The organism is Fischerella sp. PCC 9605, assembly GCF_000517105.1.
In the GTDB taxonomy this organism is placed as follows: domain Bacteria; phylum Cyanobacteriota; class Cyanobacteriia; order Cyanobacteriales; family Nostocaceae; genus PCC9605.
This window is the reverse complement of sequence record NZ_KI912148.1, coordinates 2590228-2613079: the sequence shown is the minus strand read 5'-3', so window position 1 is coordinate 2613079 and position 22852 is coordinate 2590228. Positions and strand designations below refer to the sequence as shown.

Sequence of the window (22852 nt, the reverse complement as noted above, 5' to 3'; positions counted from 1 at the left end):
ATTGATGAATATACTTACTTTCATAAAGTTAACATAAATTTTTCAGTAATGTTACTATCAAGCAAAAATACATTTATTAAAATATAAAAGGGTAAATAATAACACTCAGTATGAACGCAAAAAAGAATAATCTACAAGCTACCCAAGCTCAAACTCGCCTGCTTCTTGCTTTGTGGGATTTGGGAGGAACGAAGCAGGAACTGAAGAAAGGAGAACTTACAAAGCAAATTGTAACCAAGGTCAAGAAGGTAGGAGATGATCAGAGCATCTTTGAGGACTTAGAGAAAAAAGGAGCGATCGCAATTTCCAAGAAAACATATTCTCATATCTCTTGAGAGTTTAGAAATACTGAGTGAAGGTTTGAAAAGCCCTGATTTTAAGTTTGAAGGAACTATTGTTGGCACTTGGGCGGCGAATGCATTACTGAAACCGTTGATTCTATCAGGATGGCAAACATCTTTCTAATAATGCTGGGTTTACAAAAACAGTTTGATCCCCATAATCATACAGTGCAAATTGGATTTGCAGTAGGAGACGATCTTGAGAAATTGGAGGTACTGCCTTATGAAAACAAAATGGATCTTCGGCAAACCCAAACCCCGCTGAGCCACAAACAGTTAAGCTCTTTTGGAACCCATAGTAATCTAGCAATTCTGCCTCAGATTGCCGTCTAGATAAAGAGAGAAGATAATTAAATTTCTTCCGCTTGTGACTGCCACGAAAACAGATATGAGGTCCGCTCAATAAATCTACATCGGTCAGATAAAAGAAAAATCTCAAGCTACAATAGTCCATGAGATCGTAATGAAAATTCATCGCACCTTTGTTGAAATCATATCCGGCTTCCGGAACTGTAAAAATCCAGTGTAGCCGACTACTTGTGAATACAGGAGTTTTTCCTAAATATTTAGTCGCTATCTCTAATAACTTTGGATCGTTTGCCAGTTTTTTGATTGCCGGACAAAGCACAGCAGTATTGTAATACTCACCCCGAACAAAAGGTTTTCCATATTGCTGTATTGCTGTGTCTTTTTCAGCATACAAGAACCCACAGCTATAGTTTCCGTCCCCATAACAATGATTGCTGTTAGCAAAGTTAAGGAGTTCTTGGAGGAATTGTTTAGGAAGCCGAAGGCCTAAGTAGATCCCGTCTTGTTTCAAACAACTGACAACATCGTCAACTTTAAGTTCCGGAAAACTAGAGGAACTGAGGCAATCATTCTCCGCCCGAGAGCGTTTAGATATCCAGGTGACAAGAGAACGGACAATTTGAAATCGACCAATTAAAAACATTAAAAGCCACAGAGGATTTCTTCTAGTGTTCGCATAATAAGGAGAAACCTTTGACCGTATTGCTGTGAATAATTCTCCGTAGTAGAGAAATTTAGTATCCTTTTGCTTATTTATTGTCTTTTTTATCATGCGTCTTGGCTTTTAAATTTTGGACAAAAAAAGTAATGGTTCGCTTCAAATTCGTGAGTGTTGGCGAATTAATGGGGAGTCAGATCCCCTAACCTTTGATTGCCTGGCTCCAGCCAAGGAATGTACTACCAGGAGGTGGAGCCTCTATTTTCAATAAAAGTCTAGGTAGAGCCTCGTTAGCAGCATTCCCAGCCTGAGGCTGGGAGCGAACTGATTAGGGAGGGGTAAGACCCTTCACGAATTGACCAACAGTTTCATGCATTCAGTGGTCATGCTGAAAGAGTCGCAACTAAAACTACTAAGTATTGTGGGAATTGCAGCACCGAGTCGGCAAAACCTTGAGAAGCTGAGTCTTGACGATTTAGACCCTAGTAAACTACAGACAAACGAACGCTTCATTAAGCAGTAGATGCTTTGGGTCTAAGTAAAGGACAAAAATTGTAGAACTTGGTGGAACTCCAAGACTTTATCCTCCAAGTTAAGCAAAATGTTTCGGGTTTCATATTCTTCAAAATTTATGAAACCCTTTCCTAGCCATCTTTTCAAGTTTTTTTAACTTGTACCGAGGCTTTGGGTCTATTCAATATAAGTGATAATCCGTAACAATCTTGGGACAAATTGAAAAAGTTGTGTTGCAAAAACTTCAAAAAAACCGGGACTCTGGAATACGTGACTCTTGGCTATCCTATCGAACCAGTGTGCAATTTCAAGACGTGACAGCCGCATCACAATTGATTGTCAATAACAAAAGTGATTGGAGGAGCGATCGCTTTTATTTCCTCCGTTACTTACCAATCACTAACGTCAGTATTTCAGCTTGATAGTTTACGATAATTACAAACTATATAACTATTCAACAATTAAAAGCAATTTACGTTATAAAAAGAATAATGAGGACTCTTCGTAAAAAACGTAACGCCCTACGTCAATCATTAGCGGTGTTTCGCTACAGTGGACGAGCGATCGCTTTTATTTCCTGCGTGACTTAAGAAAAAAATCTCTCCGCTAGATTAGGAGCTAGCGGGGATGCGATCGATTTGGGCGTAGCCACTGAAAATCAACTGTTTACCTTGAGTTTCTAATCGGTTGAGCCGCATCGTGATGCCATCGAGATCAAAGCGTTCCAAATCGACCATGCGATCCAAAATTTGAGCCAATGCGATGCTCAAGCTTTGAGAGATGTCTCGTTGAGATTCTGGCACCATGTCTGCTTCAAACTTCGGGTTACAGAAAGCAAGGCGACGCCGTCGCTCAATCATTATGGTTGCACTCAGGCTAATCGGCACGAGTTCGCCGTTGCTTAGGTTAGCCTTAGCCCAAATCTGCACCCGATTGTTGGACAACAGCTGTAGCTGGACGGCTTCAAAGGAGACCAACTCACCGCCAGATATATCGGTTAAGTCAGGCAGGGAGAGGTTCACCAGACGCTTTTTCACCAGTTCAGCCTTAAAAGCGTGGTTGATGTCTGCTTCTGAGAGGGTGACTTGAGCAACGGCTTGGGTGGGTTGCTTGAGAGTGAGTTTGCCGCTCAAAACGCCGCTAAAGTCAATCGCTACGGCGTCAGTCTCGAAGGATACTTCTTCCGCCCTGAAATCATTGCGGATGACAAGCCCACGACCGCTCATTTTGAAGCTATCGATGCTGCCCTGCAAGAGTTTACTGGAAGGATGGCATTGGACAAAAACTTCTACTGACTCGCTTTGAGTAAATAAGTAGCGAATCGTTTTGCTGGCAACGGTGTTGAGTAAGCGCTCTCCCCAATCGCTGCCAGTGGGATTAGTTAAACCAGTAAAGCTGCCAAACATAGAGTTTACCTCCACAAAACTTCTTCGACTCAATATGGATGCCAGGGAGCTATTTGGGGAGGTAATCAAGCAGTGCTTTACCCAGAAACTGCGCCTGAATCAAGTCTCCACTCATGCTTGAGCAATTGCTGGTACGTCATTTCCCGAATCATCATCTGCTTATATAGCATGAGCAAAAACGTCTGGGCTTGTTCACGGGACATGTGCTGCACTTGGTCGGCAAAGGAACGGATGCTAAATTCTTGCTCTAAAGATAATTTGATCGGCTGATTCATCGCTGGCTCCTGTGCCAAACTGGGGTGAAGAGGGTCAATGCTAGCTAGATATCTTGGTCTGATCCTCAATACCTAACTATTGTTACGCTTAGCTGACAGCAAATGCAGTCATCAGTGTCAGGGCAACGAACAGGATAGCTATTGCTCCTTGGAAGACATAACGCTGCTGCTGTTCTGGTGAGGGATACTCTGCTCTGGACATACCAGTCACAATTGCGTAGTTATTGATGATTCCCTCATCATCTACTACGTAGCCAGGTGCGAGAGGTAGATTAAGCAATTGACTACCCTCTCTGCGTGTACGCGCTTGAACTTCAGCGGGGATCAACTCACTACCATCACTACGATGATGTGCTATTGCTTTGTTCGATTTTTTTCCTGCTCTTAGCTCTCCTTTTTGGTTGAAATGCATCTCCAATGGTTCGCAGATATACACCTCAGCCTCCATAAAGAAGCTATCGGCAGTCTTACACTCATCGGGATTGAGGGTTGTCCCTTTTTTATCGGTGTAGCGCATGGGTGTTACCTCGTGTGAAGTTTATTGGTATAGAAGCTGATGTAGATTAATCCTCTTAGTCGGCTAATGGGTCAACTCCCATATTGACGACAGCATTCCGCAGCACCGTAATTTGTTGACCAAAGTCAAGCTGCTTGATGGCTTCTAGTACCTGCACCACATCGCGAGAGGGCTGGTAGCTTGGGGGCATTGGGACTACTAAACCTTTGACCATCAATTCCGACAATTCATACCAGAAAGCTAACTTAGTGTTAGCGCTCCAAATCCCGTAGGAGCGACTAATCTGGGTGTTTCTGTTGGCAGCTAAGTCTCGCATCACTTCTAATTGCTGAGTATGAGACATTTGCTTGATTTGATCGAGCACACCTTCGGCTAATTGCAAGCGAGCTGCTCCTGTGGCGGCTGGCGTGATGGAATGACCCATCTCAGTGTAGATATACCAGAGCAGTGCCAGTTGGTCATCCACGCTCAGGCGCTTAAGTAAAGCGGTGGTAGTAGACACACCATCAGCCAGATCGGTGCTGGAATTAAAGGCGAATCGGTTTGAAGTGGACTCTGTTGTAAAGCTCATATTTGTACCAAAGATGTTTAATGACTGTTCATGCAACTATCTGTGCAATTGAAGGTGATATTCCTTCACCGACAGAATTCGTCTTCAACCTACAGGATTCCCCAGAAGTGGAGAAAACCTTGACTGGAGAAGACTTCAATTAAGATGACAGCTAAAAAGCCTATCATCGCTAGGCGACCGTTCCAAATTTCGGACTGAGGAGTAAAGCCCCAGCGCCAAGCATTGCGTTCATTTGAAATCACCTGTGTAACTTTTGTAGTGTCTGACATAATTAGTACTCCAAACTTTTCAATTTCTTGAAGATGATGCGGTTTTGCCTAAAATATTTACTGGACGAGCAAGCCTGTTACAACTACTTGCTGGAACTATTACATACTAAAAGTTTCCACTGTTGTATGGATCATCCGTTACCTGTAGAGCAAGCTCCTTATGGAGGAAAGCGTGCATGGGGCTACAACTTCAGAAGAAGGGTAATTGTTTGGTACTTGTGGGCGCAAAAAAAGAATCCGCTTGTCGGTTGGTCTACGGATTCTTGTCAGGTGTTAACCAAATTAATTGGCAGAATTCAAGTTGTTGTTGTGCATTTTCCCATCAGACATTTTTGTCCCTCTCAGGCTGATCCAACTTAAAAATGGCATTTTTTAGACCTGAGCCGCTCAAGTTTGAGTAACTAAAACTTGCCCCAGTAAAATCTACTTCACTCAAATTTGCTTTAATTAAGCTTATTCCTCTCAAATCGCTAGCCTATAATTTCTTTCCCCGGCTGCATATCACTTCATAACTTTATTGGCATCCATCTTGTCTACTTCGGAACGAGTAGCGTTGTCGCTTTTACATATTTTAAGTATACTTCACAATTTTCAATTTTTACAAAATTACAAATAATAAATAAAAAATAAAATAGATTTTTTTGTCTTAAAACCTTACTGGGTAAAGGTTTAAATCTGGAGATGCACTTCGTCACAACTACACTAATCTTCCCCTATTAAAGGGTTGTTTTACCTGAAAAATAACCCGAATAATAACAAGCATAATGGTGATTATAAGAAGTTAATGTAGAATTTAGTCGTATTCTTTCAAGCTATTGCTTCCCCTGGCACTATCGAAGAATTACAAGCTATAGAATTAGATTCCTATCAATGTGCAAATTTCTAGATATTAATTCGGTATTGGTGACACAAGCACATTTTTAATCGGTGAGATTTTTGAAAGTCAAAATTTTGGTGGTTATCAAGTGTTTTTATTCTCTAAATCACTCTGGATAATGATTGTAGAGATAAAATTGCAGATATTTATACCACACATTACTTTTGGATTATGTTATGATGAAATTATCGAGAATTATTTTCGGCTATGTGATTGAACTTTATAAACAAAAGCCTCTCCGAATCTAAATCTCTACACCCTTTGATTCAGGAGGCATTTTATGTCAATTTATGTCGGCAATCTATCTTATGAGGTTGAAGAATATGACCTCAAACAGATCTTTTCAAAATATGGAGCTGTTAAGAAAATTCAAGTATCTACGAACCAGAAAACTGGTGAGAAAAAAGGATTTGCCGTTGTAGAAATGGAAACAGGCGCCGAAGAAGCGGCGGCAATTCGGGCGCTGAGAGGCATTGAGTGGATGGGTCGTAGCCTCAAAGTTAATAGAGCTAGGACTAAGTACACTATTTTATAAATCCGTAACGAATTGAGCGATCTACTGAATCAAGCTTTAAGGAGTTCGATATAGTTAAATACCTAAAAGCTTTGGGAATCAAAAATCTAGAGATTTTAGGTCTTAAGTGGAAAGAATAATTTTGGATTCAACTACAAATAAATTACCGCCGCCGTCTCTAGTGAGATATGAGTCGGATTTCAACAAAAATTCAGATTAAAAAAATGCAAGTTTTATTGAAGAGGTCGAGTCAAGCACTGACTCATCCTACAATTGGTAACAGCCAAGGGAATACAGCCATATATATCTGGCAATCCATGATGAGTAAGCATACCTGCCCTTGCTGTTCATACACTTTACTCCGTCATATACGTTTGGGAGGTATTTACTGGCGTTGTAGCCATTGTTATCAAGAAATGCCAGTTTATACTCTTTATTAGGAAATAAGATCTGCACTTGCAAGTCAGCGAAAGAGGTGCAAGGTTCGATGTGGAATCCCACAAGCGTAATTAAAGGTTCTGTGTTAAGGTTAGACTATCGAGAATTATTTTCGGCTCTGTGATTGATACTACAGCCACCTTCCCGAATCTAAATCTCTACACTCTGTTAGATTCTGGAGATATTTTATGTCAATCTATGTCGGTAATCTATCTTATGAAGTTGAAGAAGATGACCTCAAACAGATCTTTTCAGAATATGGATCTGTTAAAAGAGTTCGATTGCCTATGAACCGGGAAACTGGTGAAAGGAGAGGATTCGCTTTCGTAGAAATGAGAACAGACGCTGAAGAAACAGCAGCAATTCAGGCGCTTTTAGGCGCTGAGTGGAAGGGTCGTAGCCTTAAAGTGAATAAAGCTATTACTAAGATAGATAGAAGTTCGTCGTGCAATTTGTAGGACGTATATTGCACTGGAAGCACTTAATATGTCGTTAAGGGTGTAGGATATTTTCTTCATGCTGGTAAACCTCACTCTTGCGATCGCACAGTCAAAAATTGGTAGCATGTCTGTCGCAACTCTGGGTGACTCCCATGCTTAGCACACATCACTGTAAAAGGGGGTTCGGGATTCGCCTGAGAAATGAATCATTGTTATAACCCTTTTTAATGACGAATTGTACTTAAGTTAACGGGTTTTATACTCCCGTGAGGTCTAAATGAATTTTGAAATACCTACAGTTGTCTCGCCTGGCTTTGCTCGTTTTGTAGCTTCAGAACTGGAACCAAAGTCATTAAAGAAAAAAGACATAATTAAATGCCTAAAAGCTTTGGGAATCAAAAATTCAGAGGTTTTAAGCCTGAAATGGAAAGAAGAATTGTGGAATCTATTACAAACAGCCGCCAAATTGCCATCACTGTCTCTAGTTAAATCTGGAATCTCTAAATACCAGTTGAATGCCAATGACAGGAACTGAATAGCTAGACTTAATCGCGAGTTAAATAGGCGTAGACCTAATAGGGCAAGGTTCTTCCAGATGTAAAGAAAAATCGTCATTCTGAAACACTTCTTGCTAGCGATAGGTAATTATTTTTCTGCTATCAGGAAATCTATCATGAACAACGCTTCTGTTCCCATCTACCAAACCCCGTCTCTTAATGGTTTAAGGGTGCTTATAGTAGATAATAACCCCGACTGTGTTGAGTTAATCAGAGTAATTCTTCAAGAGTTTTCGATATTAGTAAAAGTAGCGACGTCTGCACGAGAAGCTTTGGAAGTATTTGCGACCTGTCAAGTAGATGTTTTAATTTCTGAGATTGCTATGCCAAGTGAAGACGGTTACTCTCTAATTCGCCAAATCAGAATTCTTGAACAGCGTCAAAATCTCAAGCTTCTTCCAGCTATTGCCTTGACAGCTTCTATTACGGAAAAAGTATGCGATGAAGCTCTTAGTTCAGGTTTTCAAGTGTATGCAGAAAAACCGATTGAACCAGATGAGTTGGTAGCAAATGTAACTTATCTTGCTAGAACAATCGAAGAAATGGCACTGGCATCTTGATCAAACGACGAATTAAGGGCAGTGATTGGAAGAGCGATCGCTTTTATTTTCTCCGTGACTTACCAATCGCTAACATCAGTATTTCAGCTTGATAATTCACGATCAACGACAAACTATATAACCATTCGGCAATTACGGGCGAATTACGTTATAAAAAGAATAATGAGGATTCTTCGTAAAAAACGTAACGCCCTACGCCAATCGCTGGCGGTGTTTCGCTACAGTGGACGAGCGATCGCTCTAGTATGGACTACTAGCCGTTCCCTCACCATCAGCCTTGGCATTCTAACTTTGGTGGCTGGTCTGTTACCAGCTGCTGTAGCTTATATCGGTAAATTAATTGTCGATGCGGTTGTAGAGACGCGAAATTTCGCGTCTCTACATAATGTCAATAGCTATCATCCTCTGCTGTATGTAGGATTGGAAGCTATTGCTGTGGCTTTACTTGCAGGTAGTCAAAGGGGACTCACAGTTTGTCAGTCGCTGTTGCGGGTGTTACTCGGTCAACGGGTGAATGAACTTATCCTGGAAAAAGCCCTAACTCTGGAACTAACACAATTTGAGGACTCAGAATTTTATGATAAAATGACTAACGCCCGGCGAGAAGCTTCCACTCGTCCCCTCTCGTTGGTAAACCGCACCTTTGGCTTGGTACAAAGCGCCCTTTCACTCATCACCTACGGTGCTTTGTTGGTGCAATTTTCAATTTGGGCGGTGATGATACTGATATTGGCAGCTATGCCTGCATTCATTGCCGAAACGAAATTTGCAGGAGAAGCTTTTCGCCTGCTTCGTTGGCGTGCACCAGAAACCCGCCAGCAGCATTACCTAGAAACATTGGCTGCTAGAGAAGACTTCGCCAAAGAAGTGAAACTCTACCAGTTAGGAGAAATGTTGCTGGAACGTTACCGCGACATCTTCAATCAACTTTACGACGAAGATCGCGATTTGACGATACGGCGGGGACTGTGGGGATATTTGTTGAGTTTGCTCAGCACTGCCGCTTTTTACGTAGCATACGCTTGGATTGTTGTGGAAACGGTAGCGGGGAGAATTTCCTTGGGGGATATGACGATGTATCTCACCGTGTTCCGCCAAGGACAAACAACTTTTTCTGGTGCGCTGACTTCCATCGGTGGAATGTATGAGGACAACCTATATCTTTCTAATCTTTATGAATTCCTAGAAGAGGAAGTACCTAAGCCAAGTGGTAAAGCTACCAAAGGCATAAAGCCCAAAGATGGAATTCGCTTTGAGAATGTCACATTTACCTATCCGGGAAGTTCCCAACCTGCGCTGAAAAACATTTCTTTCCACCTCAAACCCAAAGAAAAATTAGCCTTTGTTGGCGAAAACGGTTCTGGCAAAACTACTTTAATTAAATTACTGACTCGGCTTTACAACCCCGACTCTGGACGGATTTTACTAGATGGCTTGGACTTGCAAGAATGGGATGTAGAGGTGCTGCGGCAACGCATCGGTGTGATTTTTCAAAACTTTGTCCGCTACCAGTTTACGGTGGGTGAGAATATCGGTGTGGGTGACGTAGAACGCATGGAAGACAGAGAACTTTGGGAAGTTGCTGCTGAAAAGGGCATGGCGCTACCTTTTATTGAAAAACTGCCCGCGGGTTTCACCACTCAGCTAGGTAAGTGGTTCAAAGGAGGACAGGAACTTTCTGGAGGCCAGTGGCAAAAAATTGCCCTTGCTCGTGCTTTTATGCGAACTAACGCAGATATAGTAGTGCTAGATGAGCCAACATCGGCGATCGATGCCCAGGCTGAGTATGAGATTTTCAATCACTTTCGCACCCTGACAAAAAATCAGATGGTATTTTTAATATCTCACCGTTTTTCTACCGTACGGATGGCTGACAAAATTCTGGTGATTGAAGCAGGGGAAATTGTAGAACAGGGAACCCACGAAGAGTTATTGCAAGCTGGGGGGAGATATGCGAGGTTATTTTCTTTGCAAGCAGCCGGGTATCAGTAAGGGAATATGGAGAGGGGGAGAGGGGGAGAGGGGGAGAATAACAACCAACCACTAACCACTAACCACTAACCACTAACAACTAACCAATGTAGAGACGTGCCATGGCACGTCTCTACAACCACTAACCACTAACCACTAACAACTAACAATTAAGTTATGAAATTCATTTCTGAACCGTCGATACCTGTAAAAATTCAAAAGATGAAGGAACGGGTGCGTTGGCGTAACGCAAGTATTGTCTCGCGGGGTATTGACCAAACTTGCATGGCGATCGACGATCGCAACTCGGATAATCCAGAATTTTCTTTTATGGTCATTGGTGACAGCGGTTCTAGTGCTTCCTACCGACAACACAATCCCCAGCGAAAAGTTGCTGAACTGATGCTTCCGCACCGCGAAGAGTGTAGTTTTGTCTTGCACACGGGAGATGTAATTTATATTGTTGGTTCGCACGAATATTACCCGCAAAACTTTATCGAACCTTACCGCGAGTTTATTGTAGGCGGAGTAAACCCCAAACTCATTCCCTACGATCGCATGGTTTTTAAAACCCCAATCCTGCCAGTTCTCGGTAATCACGATTACTATGATGTACCGTTAATGTACCGACTGCTGGCAGGCAGTACACTACCACTACGCCGTTTGTTCCGCTACAAAGATATCGAAATTGGTTGGCATGGTTCCTATCAAGGAGATGCCTATGCACGGGCGTTTCTTGATTATCTCAAGGCGTTCCATTCCAAACAGGAGTTAGAATTTCACCTCGACGAACACTACACAGCTAAAACAGACACGGGACGCTGTTTGCGCTACGAACCCGGACGTTTTACCCGCTTACCCAATCGCTATTACACGTTTCGTTACGGCGGTATTGACTTTTTCGCCCTGGACTCGAATACTTTTAACGAACCATCACCGCTACCCGCAACCAAAGAAGGAGAAAGCAGTCGCCGCCAACTGGAAAAGCGCCGCCACGAGATCGAAGAAGAGGAAATGCAAATTTTGGAAGTGTGCGATCGCCTTAACCCAGATAACCCCGAAGAAGCGGAAAAACTCGATGCTCTCAAAGCCAAACTATACCAAATCGATGAAGTCAAAATTGACATCGAAAAACAACTCGCATCCCACCACGAACCAGCCACAGATTTTGAACAATTAGAATGGCTAAAGCACAGGTTAATTGAGTCTTGGCATACTCAAGAAGTACGCGGACGGGTAATTTATTTCCACCATCCCCCCTACGTCACCGAGGCGAGTAAGTGGCATCAAGCACAAACATTAGCAGTTCGTCGCCGCCTGCGCTGGGTATTCGATGGCGTCGCCCAAACCCTTGGTTCATTGACTCAAGGGCGTGCGATCGTTGATTTGATTTTAAACGGCCACGCTCACTGCCTAGAATATCTCCGCACCACTGATACCGGACACGCTGACTCTCACCTCAATTGTATAGTCTGTGGTGGTAGCGGGCGTCGTCCCCGGCGTCGACGACGGGAGGGATCGGAATTAATGGAGACTTTTGAGGACGTAACAGGTAGCCTTAACCGTAAAGTCGCGGATTCACTACTTTTTGTTGGTCGTCATGGTTACGATGTCTTAAAGCGGCTTCCTTATTCATCCGTGCGGATTGATGTTAAAGATGGTTGTCCAGCTAAGTTTGTCGTCACACCGTTAGTTATCGAGCGTTTTCAGGGAGAGTGGTATAATCGCGAACTAAAACCATTTGAGATTTGACTTTACAATTTACGCTTAATGTAAATTACAACCTATCGCAAAAATCAGGTTTTGGAAATTGACCACAGATCAACAGGGGACAAGGGACTGGTGACTGGTGACTAGGGACTAGGTATTAGGAGATAAGAAGAATCTTCTCCCAATAGCCAGTACCCAATCACCAATACCCAATAGCCATGTGCGATCGCCAAATTTTGACCGTAGATAAACAGAGATAATTGCTAATAAGCATCTGGTGAAAAAGAATGTAGAGACGTTCCGTAGAACTTCTCTACAAGGGTTGTGGCAATCGTATATTTAATTTCTGGAGATGTCTAATGTACGCTCAATTTTATCAAGACTACTCTCTAATTAAATCCTTTATATTATTTGCACTCTTTGTGTCCTTTGTGGTTAGTTAAATAAATATTATTCACGCGAGAATAGACTGAAACAGCTACACCTGATTACCAATGAAAAATAAACAAAAATATAATTTTTTCCCTTTAGTACTCATTTTCCTAGTAATTATCTTGGGCTATTTGCCTTACCCTCTTGACACAGCAATTGCAGCTACCATATCTTCCCCTATTTACGAACAAAAGCTAATTCATAGTCCCGACGGTATCGGAAAATATTACATGGGTCGGGAAATAGCTAAAGTCATGGGACACACAGGTGCAGCTTGGCTAGAACGTCCCAGCCGTGAACCAGAAGAACAGCCGAGTAAAATAGTAAACGCCCTCAACCTGAAACCTACTGACGTAGTTGCAGACATTGGTGCAGGTACAGGTTACTTGAGCTTTCGCATCGCTCCCAAAGTATCACAAGTGCTAGCTGTAGATATTCAGCCAGAGATGCTAGATATTATTAACTTTTTTAAGAAAGAGAAAAAAATCACCAATGTTGAGCCTGTATTGGCAACTCCCACCAACCCCAACCTGCCACCTGCAAGTATTGACTTGGCATTAATGGTGGATGCGTATCACGAATTTGAGTATCCACGAGAAGTGATGCAAGAAATTGTAAAAGCATTGAAACCAGGCGGTAGGGTGATTTTAGCAGAATACCGGGGTGAAAATCCTTTTATTATGATTAAAGCTCTACACAAAATGACTCAAAGGCAAGTGAAAAAAGAAATGCAAGCTGTTGGTTTGATATGGCAGGAAACTAAGAATTTGCTACCGCAGCAACATTTAATAATATTTGAGAAACCTTAACAATATATCTATTAAGCAAGTATTTTTGATTTGCGGAATAGGATAGCGATCGCTTGTATATTTTGACCTCCAGGTGGTTTCCCTCATGAGTACCTGCCGGGGATAATGGGGGATCTCCAAAGATTGGATTGTACTAACTTAACAGTATTGGGTTATTAGTAAATAGTTTCATCTAAATTGATAATTAGGTTAATTAAGCCAATAATGTTTGTGAAAGTTATGGAATTTTGACGATGTAAATCGTTATGTTTGAACATTTAAAACAGATAATTAAGGCTATGGTAGGATGAGCGTAAAAGCGCAAATATAGTTGTAGAAAAATTGCAGAAGGTAAGTTCATGGCAGTACTCACAGGATTGACATTTGGTGGTAAAACTTGGACACCCAAATTCGCGCAGTCAATAGATGAACATAAATGCATCGGTTGTGGCAGATGCTTTAAAATTTGCGGACATGATGTGCTATTGTTGCGGGCAATGAACGAAGAAGGCGAATTTGTAGACGATGAAGATGATGATGAAATTGAAAAAAAAGTAATGACAGTTGCTCATCCAGAAAATTGTATTGGTTGTGGAGCTTGTTCAAGAATTTGTCCGAAAAACTGCTACACTCATGTTGGATTGAACAACTAAGAATGAGTAGTAGTTTTTGTTTTTAAAGGACAGCTCGTAGACAAGAGGAATAAGCATAGCAAGATAACTAGAGGGGAATGCTCTATTTTTTTATTAAAAATCCAAATAAAGTTCACAATAAACAAATTTGTGAATGGCAAATGTTAGTAATTAACAGATTTAAACTTGCTGCTAATATAGCCTCACAAACAGTTGCTTATATGAGCAACAGAATTATATATATGGAAGTTTTTAACAATAAAGATAAGTTAAAAGATGTTTAAATTTCCCCAAGAATCTGGCGATCGCCTCGACAATTAATAAGTAACAAAACTTGGGTTCAGAAGGTGTAATAGCATTAGCAATCCAACATGATTTGCAAAATGCTCCGTCTGGTTTGTTGTTGGTTGTTAGTGGTTAGTTGTTTGTTGTTTGTTGTACCCTACGGGAAGCGGAATAAAGCGCATCTATGGAATAAGTAACTAATAACTATCAACAATCAACAAAAAACTACCAACAACCTTGACAATTTCCAGGCTTAAACAAAATTATTCTCTTCTCTGGCGTGGGGTATATATCAAGAGCACAGGATACAAGTTACTGGAATAAAACAGGCGAGAGTCACACCTTGAACGACGTTTTTCAGAGCAGGTATGTATGCAACAAATTCCTGTTTCGCTGTTAACCCTAGTTGCTGGGGTAATTATTACACTCTTCAGCCTTTGGGTTGGTCAACACCATAGTCTACTGCCGATACAGGCATCTGAACAAGCGCCTTTAGTAGACGGGTTTTTCAATATTATGGTGACAATTGCCACTGCTTTGTTTGTAGTGGTAGAAGGAACTATTTTGATTTTTTTGGTGAAGTTTCGTCACCGTAAGGGTGATGATACAGATGGTTCGCCAATTGAGGGCAACTTACCCTTAGAAGTATTTTGGACGGCAATTCCAACCATCATAGTCCTTGGCTTGGGGATTTATAGCGTTGATGTCTTTGGAAGAATGGGGGGGTTAGAAGTGGGCGGTAACAGCCATACCCCAGTTCATGTTGCCCAGATGCCAGGAAGTGCGATCGCAGCTACCCTCAGCGATCCCTCTGGGATGGAATCAGAAATGGCAGTGCCAGCAAATGACCCTGACATTGGTATTGGTGCAGGTGCTAACGAGAAAGGGCAAAGGGCAGACTTGGTTGTAGATGTCACGGGGATGCAGTTTGCTTGGATTTTCAACTATCCCGACAGTGGTGTTACAGCTGGTGAATTACACGTCCCAGTCGGCACTGACGTACAGCTTAATCTTTCTGCTACAGATGTGATCCACTCATTTTGGGTACCACAATTTCGCCTCAAGCAAGATGCAATTCCCGGAATACCCACCAAACTGCGATTTGTCGCAACTAAAGTTGGTACCTACCCCGTAGTTTGTACAGAATTGTGTGGTGGCTACCACGGTTCCATGAGGTCACAAGTAGTAGTCCATACTCCCGAAGAGTATGAAAGCTGGTTGGCAGAAAACCGCATCGCACAGCAGCCAGAAGGACTGAAACAAGCTGTTGCAGTTAACCCTGCTGAGTTATCAAAGTCAGAATTTCTCGCTCCCTACGCCCAAAAAATTGGGGTAGTCAATAGTCATTAGTCAATAGTTGTTAGTAGGTGCGAAGCATTTGAACATCTATACTTTCCATCAAACCGAAGAATTCTCGTACAAATGCTTCGCCCGTACAGTGGTTGATTGGAACAACCAACAAACAACAAACAACAAACAACAAAGGACTAAAATATGACATTAGAAATTCCACAGAATCAACCACCTGGAAGTGAGTCCACTAGTGTTGTGGTTACTGAATCCACTCATCATCACCAAGCGTGGAAATGGTATCACTACTTCACGTTTAATGTTGACCACAAGGTCATCGGCATTCAATATTTGGTGACGGCGTTTGTGTTCTATCTCATCGGTGGACTGATGGCGATCGCCATGCGTGCCGAATTAGCAACACCGGATGCAGATTTACTCGACCCAAACCTGTATAACGCTTTCATGACCAACCACGGGACAATCATGATTTTCTTGTGGATCGTCCCGAGTGCGATCGGGGGATTTGGCAACTTCCTAGTGCCATTGATGGTGGGTGCTAGGGATATGGCTTTCCCGAAACTAAATGCGATCGCTTTTTGGTTGAACCCACCCGCAGGTTTATTGGTGTTAGCTAGTTTCTTCTTCGGCGGTTCCCAATCTGGTTGGACAGCTTACCCACCGCTAAGCCTGGTGACTGCCCCCATTGCCCAATCGATGTGGATACTTGCCATTGTCTTGGTAGGAACTTCCTCAATTTTGGGTTCGCTGAACTTTGTCATCACCATCCTGTTTATGAAAGTTCCCAGTATGAAGTGGGATCAAATTCCCCTATTCTGCTGGGCGATTTTGGCAACTTCTGTCTTAGCACTGCTATCTACACCAGTGTTAGCAGCAGGATTGGTACTGTTGTTGTTTGACCTCAACTTTGGTACTTCCTTCTTTAAACCAGATGCAGGCGGTAACGTCGTCATCTACCAACACCTATTCTGGTTCTATTCTCACCCGGCAGTTTATCTGATGATTCTGCCCATCTTCGGCATTATGTCCGAAGTTATTCCCGTTCATGCCCGCAAACCAATCTTTGGATATAAAGCGATCGCCTATTCCAGCCTTGCTATCTGCCTTGTGGGTTTGTTCGTTTGGGTACACCATATGTTTACCAGTGGTACACCTGGCTGGATGCGGATGTTCTTCACCATCTCCACCCTAATCGTTGCCGTTCCCACTGGTGTAAAGATTTTTGGATGGGTTGCTACCCTCTGGGGCGGTAAAATCCGCTTTACCAGCGCCATGCTGTTTGCCGTCGGCTTGTTGTCCATGTTTGTCATGGGTGGCTTAAGCGGTGTCACGATGGGAACAGCCCCTTTTGACGTACATGTCCATGATACTTACTATGTAGTCGCACACTTCCACTACGTCTTATTTGGTGGTTCTGTATTTGGTATCTACGCTGGTATTTATCATTGGTTTCCCAAAATGACCGGACGGATGATGAATGAAACCTTGGGTCGCATTCATTTTATCCTGACCTTTATCGGTACTAATCTCACCTTCCTACCTATGCACGAATTGGGTTTGCAAGGAATGCCCCGTCGAGTGGCAATGTATGACGCGCAATTTACTCATCTCAACGAGATTTGTACCATCGGTGCATATATTTTGGGGTTATCAGTGATTCCCTTTACCATCAACGTGCTTTGGAGTTGGGTTGCTGGTAAGAAAGCGGGTGACAATCCTTGGAATGCTTTGACCTTGGAATGGACAACTAGTTCGCCACCTTTAGTTGAAAACTGGGAAGTGTTGCCTGTTGTCACTCATGGTCCTTATGACTATGGCGTGAACGATCGTGGTAGTAAAATTCAATCGATTGCTGCTAATAGTTAGTGGTTAGTGGTTAGTGGTTAGTGGTTAGTGGCTAAAAATCAAATACTAACTACTAACTACTATCTACTAACTACTATCTACTATCTACTAACAATTAAACGATATGGCGATCGCAACAACGACAAGTCCAGCCCATCACGAGGAACATAAGGATCTACGAGTTTGGGGATTGTTGACGTTTCTTGTGTCAGAGTCCCTAATGTTTGGTGGGTTTTTTGCAACTTATTTGTTCTTCCGAGGAAGTGCCGAAGTTTGGCCGCCAGAAGGAACGGAAGTAGAGTTATTAGTACCGACAATTAACACGATCATTCTGGTTTCCAGTAGTTTCGTCATTCACTTTGGCGATGCGGCGATTAAGAAGAATAATGTCAAGGGAATGCGCTTTTGGTACATCCTCACTGCCATCATGGGCGCAATTTTCCTAGCTGGTCAGGTTTATGAATACATGACCTTGGGATATGGTTTGACTACCAACGTCTTCGCCAACTGTTTTTACATCATGACTGGGTTCCACGGTTTGCACGTTTTCGTGGGACTGCTGTTGATTTTGGGTGTATTGTGGCGATCGCGTCGTCCCGGTCACTATTCTGCGACCAAACACACTGGCATCGAAATGGCAGAAATTTACTGGCACTTCGTGGACATTATTTGGATTATTCTCTTCACACTGCTGTACATTTTGACTTTGTTTTAGGAGAAAAGTTAGTGGTTAGTGGTTAGTAGTTAGTGGTTAGTGGTAAACAATTAACTACTATCTACTATCTACTATCTACTAACCAAGCGAAAGGAGATTTTTATGCAAATTGATGCAGAGAGATTTTCTTGGTTTCAAGTGCCAGAGGAAATTAAAAGGTTATTGATATTAGCAGCCGAAAACTGGGAAAACACATCACAATCAGAAAAATATATGAATCAAGCCTTAGCCAAAACAGAAGACAACACAGAAGTTTTGGTAGCAGCATATAGATATTTTTACTATAAGAATAATTATCAAATGGCACTAAAAACAGCCATTAAAGTTATAGAGAAAATTAAAGAAGCAGAGAAATTACCTGATAATTGGGAAAAACTCCGGGCAATTTTGACAAATCGAAAAGAAGACCCGTCAATTAGGCTCTACATCAATGCTTATGCAGCGTCAGGGTTAGTATTGGCAAAACTGGGAGAACTAGAAAAAGCAAAAGAAATTAGCACTAAAGTTAAAGGTATTGATGATACAAACGACTTTGGTGCTGGAATATTACTTGATATTCTGACTCGCCCGCCGGAAGAAGAGTGAATATATCCAAAACATGATTTTGGTCATAGGTTTAATTCATATCAGACATAACTTATGAAACATAGAGATTGGCATGTCAATGGAGATGGCCAGTATCAAACCTGTAAATCTGTAAAAGCATGGGATTTATTAAGAGATAATTATCGCCTTTATCGCTTTTTAACTGAGTTAGAAGATATTCTCAATGATGTGGAAGATCAAACCAGTCGTTTGCCACAAATTCAAATGCTAGTAAGGCGGTTGCTTGTTAATTCTTATTGGGTGCAAAGTCAGCATTTAGAACCTTGTCCAGAAACTGGAATTTCGGTTTTACTCCTTTATGATGAATTAGGTTTTCCATTTACCGTGCAAACAGTAACATTCGCACCAGGCACAAAATCAAATATTCATAATCATGGTACTTGGGGAGTAGTAGCAGTATTAAAAGGACAGGAAAAAAATACTTTTTGGCACCGAAACGCCAGCCGTGAATTTCCAGATCAAATTGAACAAACAGAAGAGTTAACTTTGTTACCTGGGGATATTATTAGCTTTACTCCTGATGCAATTCATTGTGTAGAAGCTGTTGGTGATGAACCAACTGTTACTTTTAATCTTTATGGTGAAACTGATCCAAAACAGCGATTTGAATATAATATATTGACTCATATTGCTAAAAATTTTTAATTAGTCAACAGCAATAATTTTTAACTACAAATAAATTAGAAAAATCATTAAAATTTAATTATGGTGAACAAAGCTATTTGTCTGAACTTGTTCATCATGATTGAAGAATATTTCTTAATTATTAATCACACAGACACTAAGAAAAAATTTCTTTGTGTCTTGGAGTCTTAGTGGTTAAATTCTGCTTCTCAACTGTTAGAACTATTAGGAGTTACTGTAATGGCAAGGGTGATTTTCTATGAAAAACCAGGCTGTAAGAACAATACCAAACAAAAAACTCTATTAACAGCCGCAGGTCATGAAGTGATAGCGTATAACCTACTAACAGAACCCTGGACTGTTGAACGTTTGCGCTCATTTTTTAGCGATCGCCCTGTAGCCGAATGGTTTAACCGTGCTGCTCCCCGCGTACAATCAGGTGAGATAGTTCCAGAAAACATAGATGACCAAACAGCCTTGATGCTGATGCTCAAAGATCCCCTATTAATTCGCCGCCCTTTGATGGAAGTAGGCGATCGCCGTGAAGTAGGTTTCGATGCAGAGAAAATTGACGCTTGGATCGGCTTAAAGTCCAAAGATGCGACTCTCAAAGAAATAACTGAAAAGCTGATGAACCAAGATCTACAAATCTGTTCCCATAAGCACGGACACGAACACAAACACTAGAGACTGGGGATTAGGAAGACAAGGAGGACTTGGAGGGATGGGGTGATGGGGGATTTCGCGCGGACAGTCTCCCCACTACCCCTCTCCCTCGCCTACTTTGTCTTCTCAGAATTCCCAATAAGCTTAAAGCATATTTAAATTGCATATTATATTTTCTCAATCTCTTGTGGGGTGTGCATCCTGCCTCCCAAGTTATGCAAATGAGATGTGGAACAGCTTACCCAGTCCCCAGTCCCTTGTACAAGTAATATTTTCTTTCCCTAACAAATTAAAATTTTTGTGAAGAGCACTTAAGTACGCTTGAATACTAGCGAGAAAATTGGTTATTTTGTTCCTTGCTTCTAGCAACAAGAGTCACTTGTTTATCTAGTAGCTCACGACGGCGTTCGCTCAACCTGAAAAGCCTATATTCTAAACTGTTTACCTTCTGCCAACTGAGTTGACCGCATACCTGCCTTCTTTATACTAGAGTCTTATGCTGACTCAATGAGTATCAGGGATTTAACTGATGGTGTCAAAAGTAAAAAGTACCATCAATATTCTCGCGGAAGCTGCGGAATGTGGGGAGTATACAACATGCCCGAATTTCAACACAGCGAACTGTTATTTGGCAGACAAGTGTTAACTGAAAAACTATACCAGTTTATGAGTAAACAGCCGCTAACTGTTGTGTTGGGGGCTTCTAAAACTGGAAAATCTAGCTTAGTCCATAAAGGTTTGATTCCCTATCTCAAGCAGTTACAGGCAAAATCAAATCAACAGCAGTGGCATATTCTAGCTATTGTGTGTCCCAGTCATAAGCAAAACGTGGAGAACCTTGCTGCCCAGATAAAGATTTGGAGTCAAAACAATCCTCAGTCCAAACTGCTACTAGTTATCGATCAGTTGGAAGAACTGATAAATCTCTCTCCGCAAAAGCAAGAATGTGAAAAGTTTATCGAATTCTTAGCACAAATTGTAGCAAAGTATTCAGACCAATTACGAATTATACTGATATTAAGAAGCGACTTTGAATTTCAATTTAGAAATTCTGTCTTAGAACCATATTGGAATGCGGCTCGATTTGTCATTCCGACAATGATGTGGGAAAAAATGCATTTCTACACTGAGGAAGCAGCATCAGAAAAGATGCTGTATTTCCAGCTTTGCAGTTTGATAGAGAATTTTATTGATGAGGTAGCACACATGCCTGGAACACTACCTCTATTCTCTTTTACATTAACTGAACTCTACCTTAAATATCTCAAAAGTTTCACAGAAGCTAGAGGAAACAATCAGTTAATTACCCAAGAAAACAACGAAGAAATGGGTGGAGTACTACCCAGTCTCGTCGAAAGAGCTGATAGTGAATATGAGGCGTTAATCAAACAGGATAAATCCTACGAGCGAATTATCCGCTATGTCATGCTGCGAACGGTGGCTGTGAGTAATGGTAAGTTGGCTCGCAGACGAGTTTTATTCTTGGAACTGGAGTACCCAGAACCACAAAACACACAAATCAAAGAGGTGATTCGGCGCTTTTGTGCAGCAGGTCTACTAGTTACAGGACGAGATACTGAGGGGAAACCTTATTTAGAACTAACTCATGATTTTTTACTACAAAGATGGCAAAAGTTGCTGGAGTGGAAACAAGAACATGAAGAAAGCTTTATTTTACAAAGGCAGCTAGCACCCGCAGCAATGGAGTGGAAAAGGCAGCAAAAAGCAAAATACCTCTGGAATACCAACCCACGACTTGATTTGCTTAAACAAGTACTCAACTCCAATGACAACTGGTTTAACCAGATAGAAGTGGAGTTCGTACGCCAAAGTATTGTACAAAAATATAAAAACTCTGCTCTGCGTAAGAGCTTTACAGTAGGTTTTAGCTTGTTGGCTATTATTGCTCTCGTTGTTAAAAGAGAGTCGCCGATCGCTCAAACCAATACTTTTAGAGAATCTAATGTTAGTAAAAGCGTTAGCGAAACTCACCATTTATGCGAAAATCAGCCACCTTCGTTAACACTCCCAATCCCTTGTCCTCCTGTATTGATTCCCAATACAACTACAGTTACCAAAGGACAATATCGGACAATTCAACCTCATAGTACTATCTCGGCTTCTTCTACACCCCTACCAATTGTTATTGAAGATTTCTACACTAGAGGCAGCGAAATAACTGAGAGGAGCAATCAAGAAAAAGTTATCAAGAATTACAATCAGATCATTAGTAAAAATCCTCGCAATGCAACGGCTTATATAAATAGAGGCATTGCTTACTACAGACAGGGCAAGTACGACCAAGCTATTACCAATTACAATCAAGCCATTAGCATTAGCAAAAATGTCCATGCCTACATCAATAGAGGAATTGCCTATCACAGACAGGGCAAATATGAACTAGCTATTGCCGATTACAATCGGGCACTTGGTATTAATAAAAATAATGTTGACGCTTACATCAATAGAGGGATTACCTATCGCAGGCTGGGTTACTACGAACAAGCCCTTGCCGATTACCAACAAGCTCTTAGTATAGATAGTAACAATGCAGATGCTTATTATGCCCTAGGCCTTACTTACGCCCAATTAGGAAATAAGCAAGCAGCGGCTGAGAGTTATCGCAAAGCTGCAAATCTTTACCAGCAAAAAGGCAAGAAAAATTACCACAAGAGTGCATTGATGCGAATTAAAGAGCTTCAGCAATAGCCCCAATTTTATCAAAGCAACTTATACCGATTTAATAAATGTTTACAACACATCCTGATGTAGAGACGCGCCATGGCGCGTCTCTACAATGTCTATTTGTCGCATTATTTTTTCAAAATGGTATTAACTGATGTGCGATCGCCATGCAATCAAAAAAATTCCTTGAGGCATCTACATGCCTCAAGGTAATGCCGAATATTACATGCTTGCACTAGTATGCCGTACAGAAGTAATTTTGTAACGAGGAGTCTGATACCTAATACCAATTGACTCTAACTGCGCTATGGAGTAAGTCTTTGGGAAATGAATACAT

Annotated in this window: 25 protein-coding genes and 1 pseudogene; 19 read left to right on the top strand and 7 right to left on the bottom strand. The window is 41.6% G+C overall.

Annotated elements, in window-relative coordinates:
• Nucleotides 1-110: 110 nt before the first annotated feature.
• Nucleotides 111-429: pseudogene (locus tag FIS9605_RS37040) on the top strand (hypothetical protein); the annotation flags it as partial.
• A 12-nt stretch (nt 430-441) separates the two neighbouring features.
• Here FIS9605_RS37040 and FIS9605_RS37035 read toward each other — a convergent pair.
• Entirely contained in the window at nt 442-1422 is a 981-nt protein-coding gene (locus tag FIS9605_RS37035; RefSeq protein ID WP_063748454.1) for a hypothetical protein, read from the bottom strand.
• A 271-nt stretch (nt 1423-1693) separates the two neighbouring features.
• On the opposite strand from FIS9605_RS37035, the gene FIS9605_RS42665 reads away from it, so the two are divergent.
• Both FIS9605_RS42665 and FIS9605_RS0113770 read left to right on the top strand, forming a co-directional pair.
• Nucleotides 1694-1831 carry a hypothetical protein gene (locus FIS9605_RS42665; protein WP_442854703.1) on the top strand — a complete coding sequence of 46 codons (138 nt, stop codon included), beginning with the start codon at nt 1694-1696 and terminating at the stop codon, nt 1829-1831.
• A gap of 199 nt (nt 1832-2030) precedes the next feature.
• A complete protein-coding gene (locus tag FIS9605_RS0113770) occupies nt 2031-2243 on the top strand; it encodes a hypothetical protein (RefSeq protein ID WP_026733108.1) in 213 nt (70 codons plus the stop codon).
• A gap of 189 nt (nt 2244-2432) precedes the next feature.
• On the opposite strand, the gene FIS9605_RS0113765 is transcribed toward FIS9605_RS0113770, so the two are convergent.
• From FIS9605_RS0113765 to FIS9605_RS0113745, 5 genes are all read right to left on the bottom strand, one after another.
• On the bottom strand, nt 2433-3227 hold the full coding sequence (locus FIS9605_RS0113765; protein ID WP_026733107.1) for an LmeA family phospholipid-binding protein: 795 nt from the start codon (nt 3225-3227) through the stop codon (nt 2433-2435).
• Nucleotides 3228-3304: 77 nt separating this feature from the next.
• On the bottom strand, nt 3305-3502 hold the full coding sequence (locus tag FIS9605_RS0113760; RefSeq protein ID WP_026733106.1) for an NblA/ycf18 family protein: 198 nt from the start codon (nt 3500-3502) through the stop codon (nt 3305-3307).
• Nucleotides 3503-3590: 88 nt separating this feature from the next.
• Nucleotides 3591-4019: a photosystem II assembly protein Psb34 gene (gene psb34, locus FIS9605_RS0113755; protein ID WP_026733105.1), complete on the bottom strand. Its 429-nt coding sequence runs from the start codon at nt 4017-4019 to the stop codon at nt 3591-3593.
• Between the two features lie 55 nt (nt 4020-4074).
• The gene (locus FIS9605_RS0113750) at nt 4075-4590 is read right to left on the bottom strand and encodes an orange carotenoid protein N-terminal domain-containing protein (protein ID WP_026733104.1); all 516 of its coding nucleotides are present in this window, start codon (nt 4588-4590) and stop codon (nt 4075-4077) included.
• A gap of 89 nt (nt 4591-4679) precedes the next feature.
• On the bottom strand, nt 4680-4859 hold the full coding sequence (locus tag FIS9605_RS0113745; RefSeq protein ID WP_026733103.1) for a chlorophyll a/b-binding protein: 180 nt from the start codon (nt 4857-4859) through the stop codon (nt 4680-4682).
• Nucleotides 4860-4892: 33 nt separating this feature from the next.
• Here FIS9605_RS0113745 and FIS9605_RS45225 point away from each other — a divergent pair, with 33 nt between their 5' ends.
• Nucleotides 4893-5219 (top strand): hypothetical protein, encoded by a 327-nt coding sequence (locus tag FIS9605_RS45225; RefSeq protein WP_231510370.1) that lies wholly within the window; start codon nt 4893-4895, stop codon nt 5217-5219.
• On the opposite strand, the gene FIS9605_RS45220 is transcribed toward FIS9605_RS45225, so the two are convergent.
• A complete protein-coding gene (locus FIS9605_RS45220; protein WP_231510325.1) occupies nt 5182-5295 on the bottom strand; it encodes a pentapeptide repeat-containing protein in 114 nt (37 codons plus the stop codon). The two genes, FIS9605_RS45225 and FIS9605_RS45220, sit on opposite strands and share 38 nt — an antisense overlap.
• A gap of 721 nt (nt 5296-6016) precedes the next feature.
• On the opposite strand from FIS9605_RS45220, the gene FIS9605_RS0113735 reads away from it, so the two are divergent.
• The 15 genes from FIS9605_RS0113735 (at nt 6017) to FIS9605_RS0113660 (ending at nt 22539) form a co-directional block, all read left to right on the top strand.
• Nucleotides 6017-6271: an RNA recognition motif domain-containing protein gene (locus tag FIS9605_RS0113735; protein WP_026733101.1), complete on the top strand. Its 255-nt coding sequence runs from the start codon at nt 6017-6019 to the stop codon at nt 6269-6271.
• A 605-nt stretch (nt 6272-6876) separates the two neighbouring features.
• Nucleotides 6877-7146 (top strand): RNA recognition motif domain-containing protein, encoded by a 270-nt coding sequence (locus tag FIS9605_RS0113730; RefSeq protein WP_026733100.1) that lies wholly within the window; start codon nt 6877-6879, stop codon nt 7144-7146.
• A 259-nt stretch (nt 7147-7405) separates the two neighbouring features.
• A complete protein-coding gene (locus tag FIS9605_RS0113725) occupies nt 7406-7663 on the top strand; it encodes a hypothetical protein (RefSeq protein WP_026733099.1) in 258 nt (85 codons plus the stop codon).
• 138 nt (nt 7664-7801) lie between these two features.
• A complete protein-coding gene (locus FIS9605_RS0113720) occupies nt 7802-8245 on the top strand; it encodes a response regulator (protein ID WP_051469991.1) in 444 nt (147 codons plus the stop codon).
• A gap of 162 nt (nt 8246-8407) precedes the next feature.
• Nucleotides 8408-10237 carry an ABC transporter ATP-binding protein gene (locus FIS9605_RS0113715; RefSeq protein WP_026733097.1) on the top strand — a complete coding sequence of 610 codons (1830 nt, stop codon included), beginning with the start codon at nt 8408-8410 and terminating at the stop codon, nt 10235-10237.
• 156 nt (nt 10238-10393) lie between these two features.
• Nucleotides 10394-11968 (top strand): metallophosphoesterase family protein, encoded by a 1575-nt coding sequence (locus FIS9605_RS0113710; RefSeq protein WP_026733096.1) that lies wholly within the window; start codon nt 10394-10396, stop codon nt 11966-11968.
• A gap of 452 nt (nt 11969-12420) precedes the next feature.
• Nucleotides 12421-13167, top strand: coding sequence for a class I SAM-dependent methyltransferase (locus FIS9605_RS0113705; protein ID WP_026733095.1), 747 nt, complete (start codon nt 12421-12423; stop codon nt 13165-13167).
• 338 nt (nt 13168-13505) lie between these two features.
• Nucleotides 13506-13799: a ferredoxin III, nif-specific gene (gene fdxB / locus FIS9605_RS0113700; protein WP_026733094.1), complete on the top strand. Its 294-nt coding sequence runs from the start codon at nt 13506-13508 to the stop codon at nt 13797-13799.
• A 636-nt stretch (nt 13800-14435) separates the two neighbouring features.
• Entirely contained in the window at nt 14436-15413 is a 978-nt protein-coding gene (locus FIS9605_RS0113690; protein ID WP_026733092.1) for a cytochrome c oxidase subunit II, read from the top strand.
• A gap of 144 nt (nt 15414-15557) precedes the next feature.
• Nucleotides 15558-17240, top strand: a complete 1683-nt coding sequence (gene ctaD, locus FIS9605_RS0113685; RefSeq protein ID WP_026733091.1) for a cytochrome c oxidase subunit I — start codon at nt 15558-15560, stop codon at nt 17238-17240.
• A gap of 103 nt (nt 17241-17343) precedes the next feature.
• A complete protein-coding gene (locus tag FIS9605_RS0113680) occupies nt 17344-17934 on the top strand; it encodes a cytochrome c oxidase subunit 3 (RefSeq protein ID WP_026733090.1) in 591 nt (196 codons plus the stop codon).
• Between the two features lie 102 nt (nt 17935-18036).
• A complete protein-coding gene (locus FIS9605_RS0113675; RefSeq protein ID WP_026733089.1) occupies nt 18037-18519 on the top strand; it encodes a hypothetical protein in 483 nt (160 codons plus the stop codon).
• Nucleotides 18520-18573: 54 nt separating this feature from the next.
• Nucleotides 18574-19185: a cupin gene (locus FIS9605_RS0113670; protein ID WP_026733088.1), complete on the top strand. Its 612-nt coding sequence runs from the start codon at nt 18574-18576 to the stop codon at nt 19183-19185.
• Nucleotides 19186-19404: 219 nt separating this feature from the next.
• Nucleotides 19405-19851, top strand: a complete 447-nt coding sequence (locus FIS9605_RS0113665; protein ID WP_026733087.1) for an ArsC/Spx/MgsR family protein — start codon at nt 19405-19407, stop codon at nt 19849-19851.
• Between the two features lie 576 nt (nt 19852-20427).
• Entirely contained in the window at nt 20428-22539 is a 2112-nt protein-coding gene (locus tag FIS9605_RS0113660; RefSeq protein WP_231510324.1) for a tetratricopeptide repeat protein, read from the top strand.
• The last annotated feature ends 313 nt before the right edge of the window (nt 22540-22852 follow it).

What these genes read in the sequence shown, in the direction of transcription:
- FIS9605_RS42665 (WP_442854703.1), top strand. Translation starts at nt 1,694, where the DNA reads ATGCTGAAAGAGTCGCAACTAAAACTACTAAGTATTGTGGGAATTGCA.
- FIS9605_RS37035 (WP_063748454.1), bottom strand. Translation starts at nt 1,422, where the DNA reads ATGATAAAAAAGACAATAAATAAGCAAAAGGATACTAAATTTCTCTAC.
- FIS9605_RS0113710 (WP_026733096.1), top strand. Translation starts at nt 10,394, where the DNA reads ATGAAATTCATTTCTGAACCGTCGATACCTGTAAAAATTCAAAAGATG.
- FIS9605_RS0113660 (WP_231510324.1), top strand. Translation starts at nt 20,428, where the DNA reads ATGCCCGAATTTCAACACAGCGAACTGTTATTTGGCAGACAAGTGTTA.
- FIS9605_RS0113715 (WP_026733097.1), top strand. Translation starts at nt 8,408, where the DNA reads ATGAGGATTCTTCGTAAAAAACGTAACGCCCTACGCCAATCGCTGGCG.
- ctaD (WP_026733091.1), top strand. Translation starts at nt 15,558, where the DNA reads ATGACATTAGAAATTCCACAGAATCAACCACCTGGAAGTGAGTCCACT.
- FIS9605_RS0113665 (WP_026733087.1), top strand. Translation starts at nt 19,405, where the DNA reads ATGGCAAGGGTGATTTTCTATGAAAAACCAGGCTGTAAGAACAATACC.
- FIS9605_RS0113675 (WP_026733089.1), top strand. Translation starts at nt 18,037, where the DNA reads ATGCAAATTGATGCAGAGAGATTTTCTTGGTTTCAAGTGCCAGAGGAA.
- fdxB (WP_026733094.1), top strand. Translation starts at nt 13,506, where the DNA reads ATGGCAGTACTCACAGGATTGACATTTGGTGGTAAAACTTGGACACCC.
- FIS9605_RS0113680 (WP_026733090.1), top strand. Translation starts at nt 17,344, where the DNA reads ATGGCGATCGCAACAACGACAAGTCCAGCCCATCACGAGGAACATAAG.
- FIS9605_RS0113705 (WP_026733095.1), top strand. Translation starts at nt 12,421, where the DNA reads ATGAAAAATAAACAAAAATATAATTTTTTCCCTTTAGTACTCATTTTC.
- FIS9605_RS0113720 (WP_051469991.1), top strand. Translation starts at nt 7,802, where the DNA reads ATGAACAACGCTTCTGTTCCCATCTACCAAACCCCGTCTCTTAATGGT.
- FIS9605_RS0113725 (WP_026733099.1), top strand. Translation starts at nt 7,406, where the DNA reads ATGAATTTTGAAATACCTACAGTTGTCTCGCCTGGCTTTGCTCGTTTT.
- FIS9605_RS0113735 (WP_026733101.1), top strand. Translation starts at nt 6,017, where the DNA reads ATGTCAATTTATGTCGGCAATCTATCTTATGAGGTTGAAGAATATGAC.
- FIS9605_RS0113760 (WP_026733106.1), bottom strand. Translation starts at nt 3,502, where the DNA reads ATGAATCAGCCGATCAAATTATCTTTAGAGCAAGAATTTAGCATCCGT.
- FIS9605_RS45225 (WP_231510370.1), top strand. Translation starts at nt 4,893, where the DNA reads ATGATGCGGTTTTGCCTAAAATATTTACTGGACGAGCAAGCCTGTTAC.
- psb34 (WP_026733105.1), bottom strand. Translation starts at nt 4,019, where the DNA reads ATGCGCTACACCGATAAAAAAGGGACAACCCTCAATCCCGATGAGTGT.
- FIS9605_RS0113750 (WP_026733104.1), bottom strand. Translation starts at nt 4,590, where the DNA reads ATGAGCTTTACAACAGAGTCCACTTCAAACCGATTCGCCTTTAATTCC.
- FIS9605_RS0113730 (WP_026733100.1), top strand. Translation starts at nt 6,877, where the DNA reads ATGTCAATCTATGTCGGTAATCTATCTTATGAAGTTGAAGAAGATGAC.
- FIS9605_RS0113690 (WP_026733092.1), top strand. Translation starts at nt 14,436, where the DNA reads ATGCAACAAATTCCTGTTTCGCTGTTAACCCTAGTTGCTGGGGTAATT.
- FIS9605_RS0113745 (WP_026733103.1), bottom strand. Translation starts at nt 4,859, where the DNA reads ATGTCAGACACTACAAAAGTTACACAGGTGATTTCAAATGAACGCAAT.
- FIS9605_RS0113765 (WP_026733107.1), bottom strand. Translation starts at nt 3,227, where the DNA reads ATGTTTGGCAGCTTTACTGGTTTAACTAATCCCACTGGCAGCGATTGG.
- FIS9605_RS0113670 (WP_026733088.1), top strand. Translation starts at nt 18,574, where the DNA reads ATGAAACATAGAGATTGGCATGTCAATGGAGATGGCCAGTATCAAACC.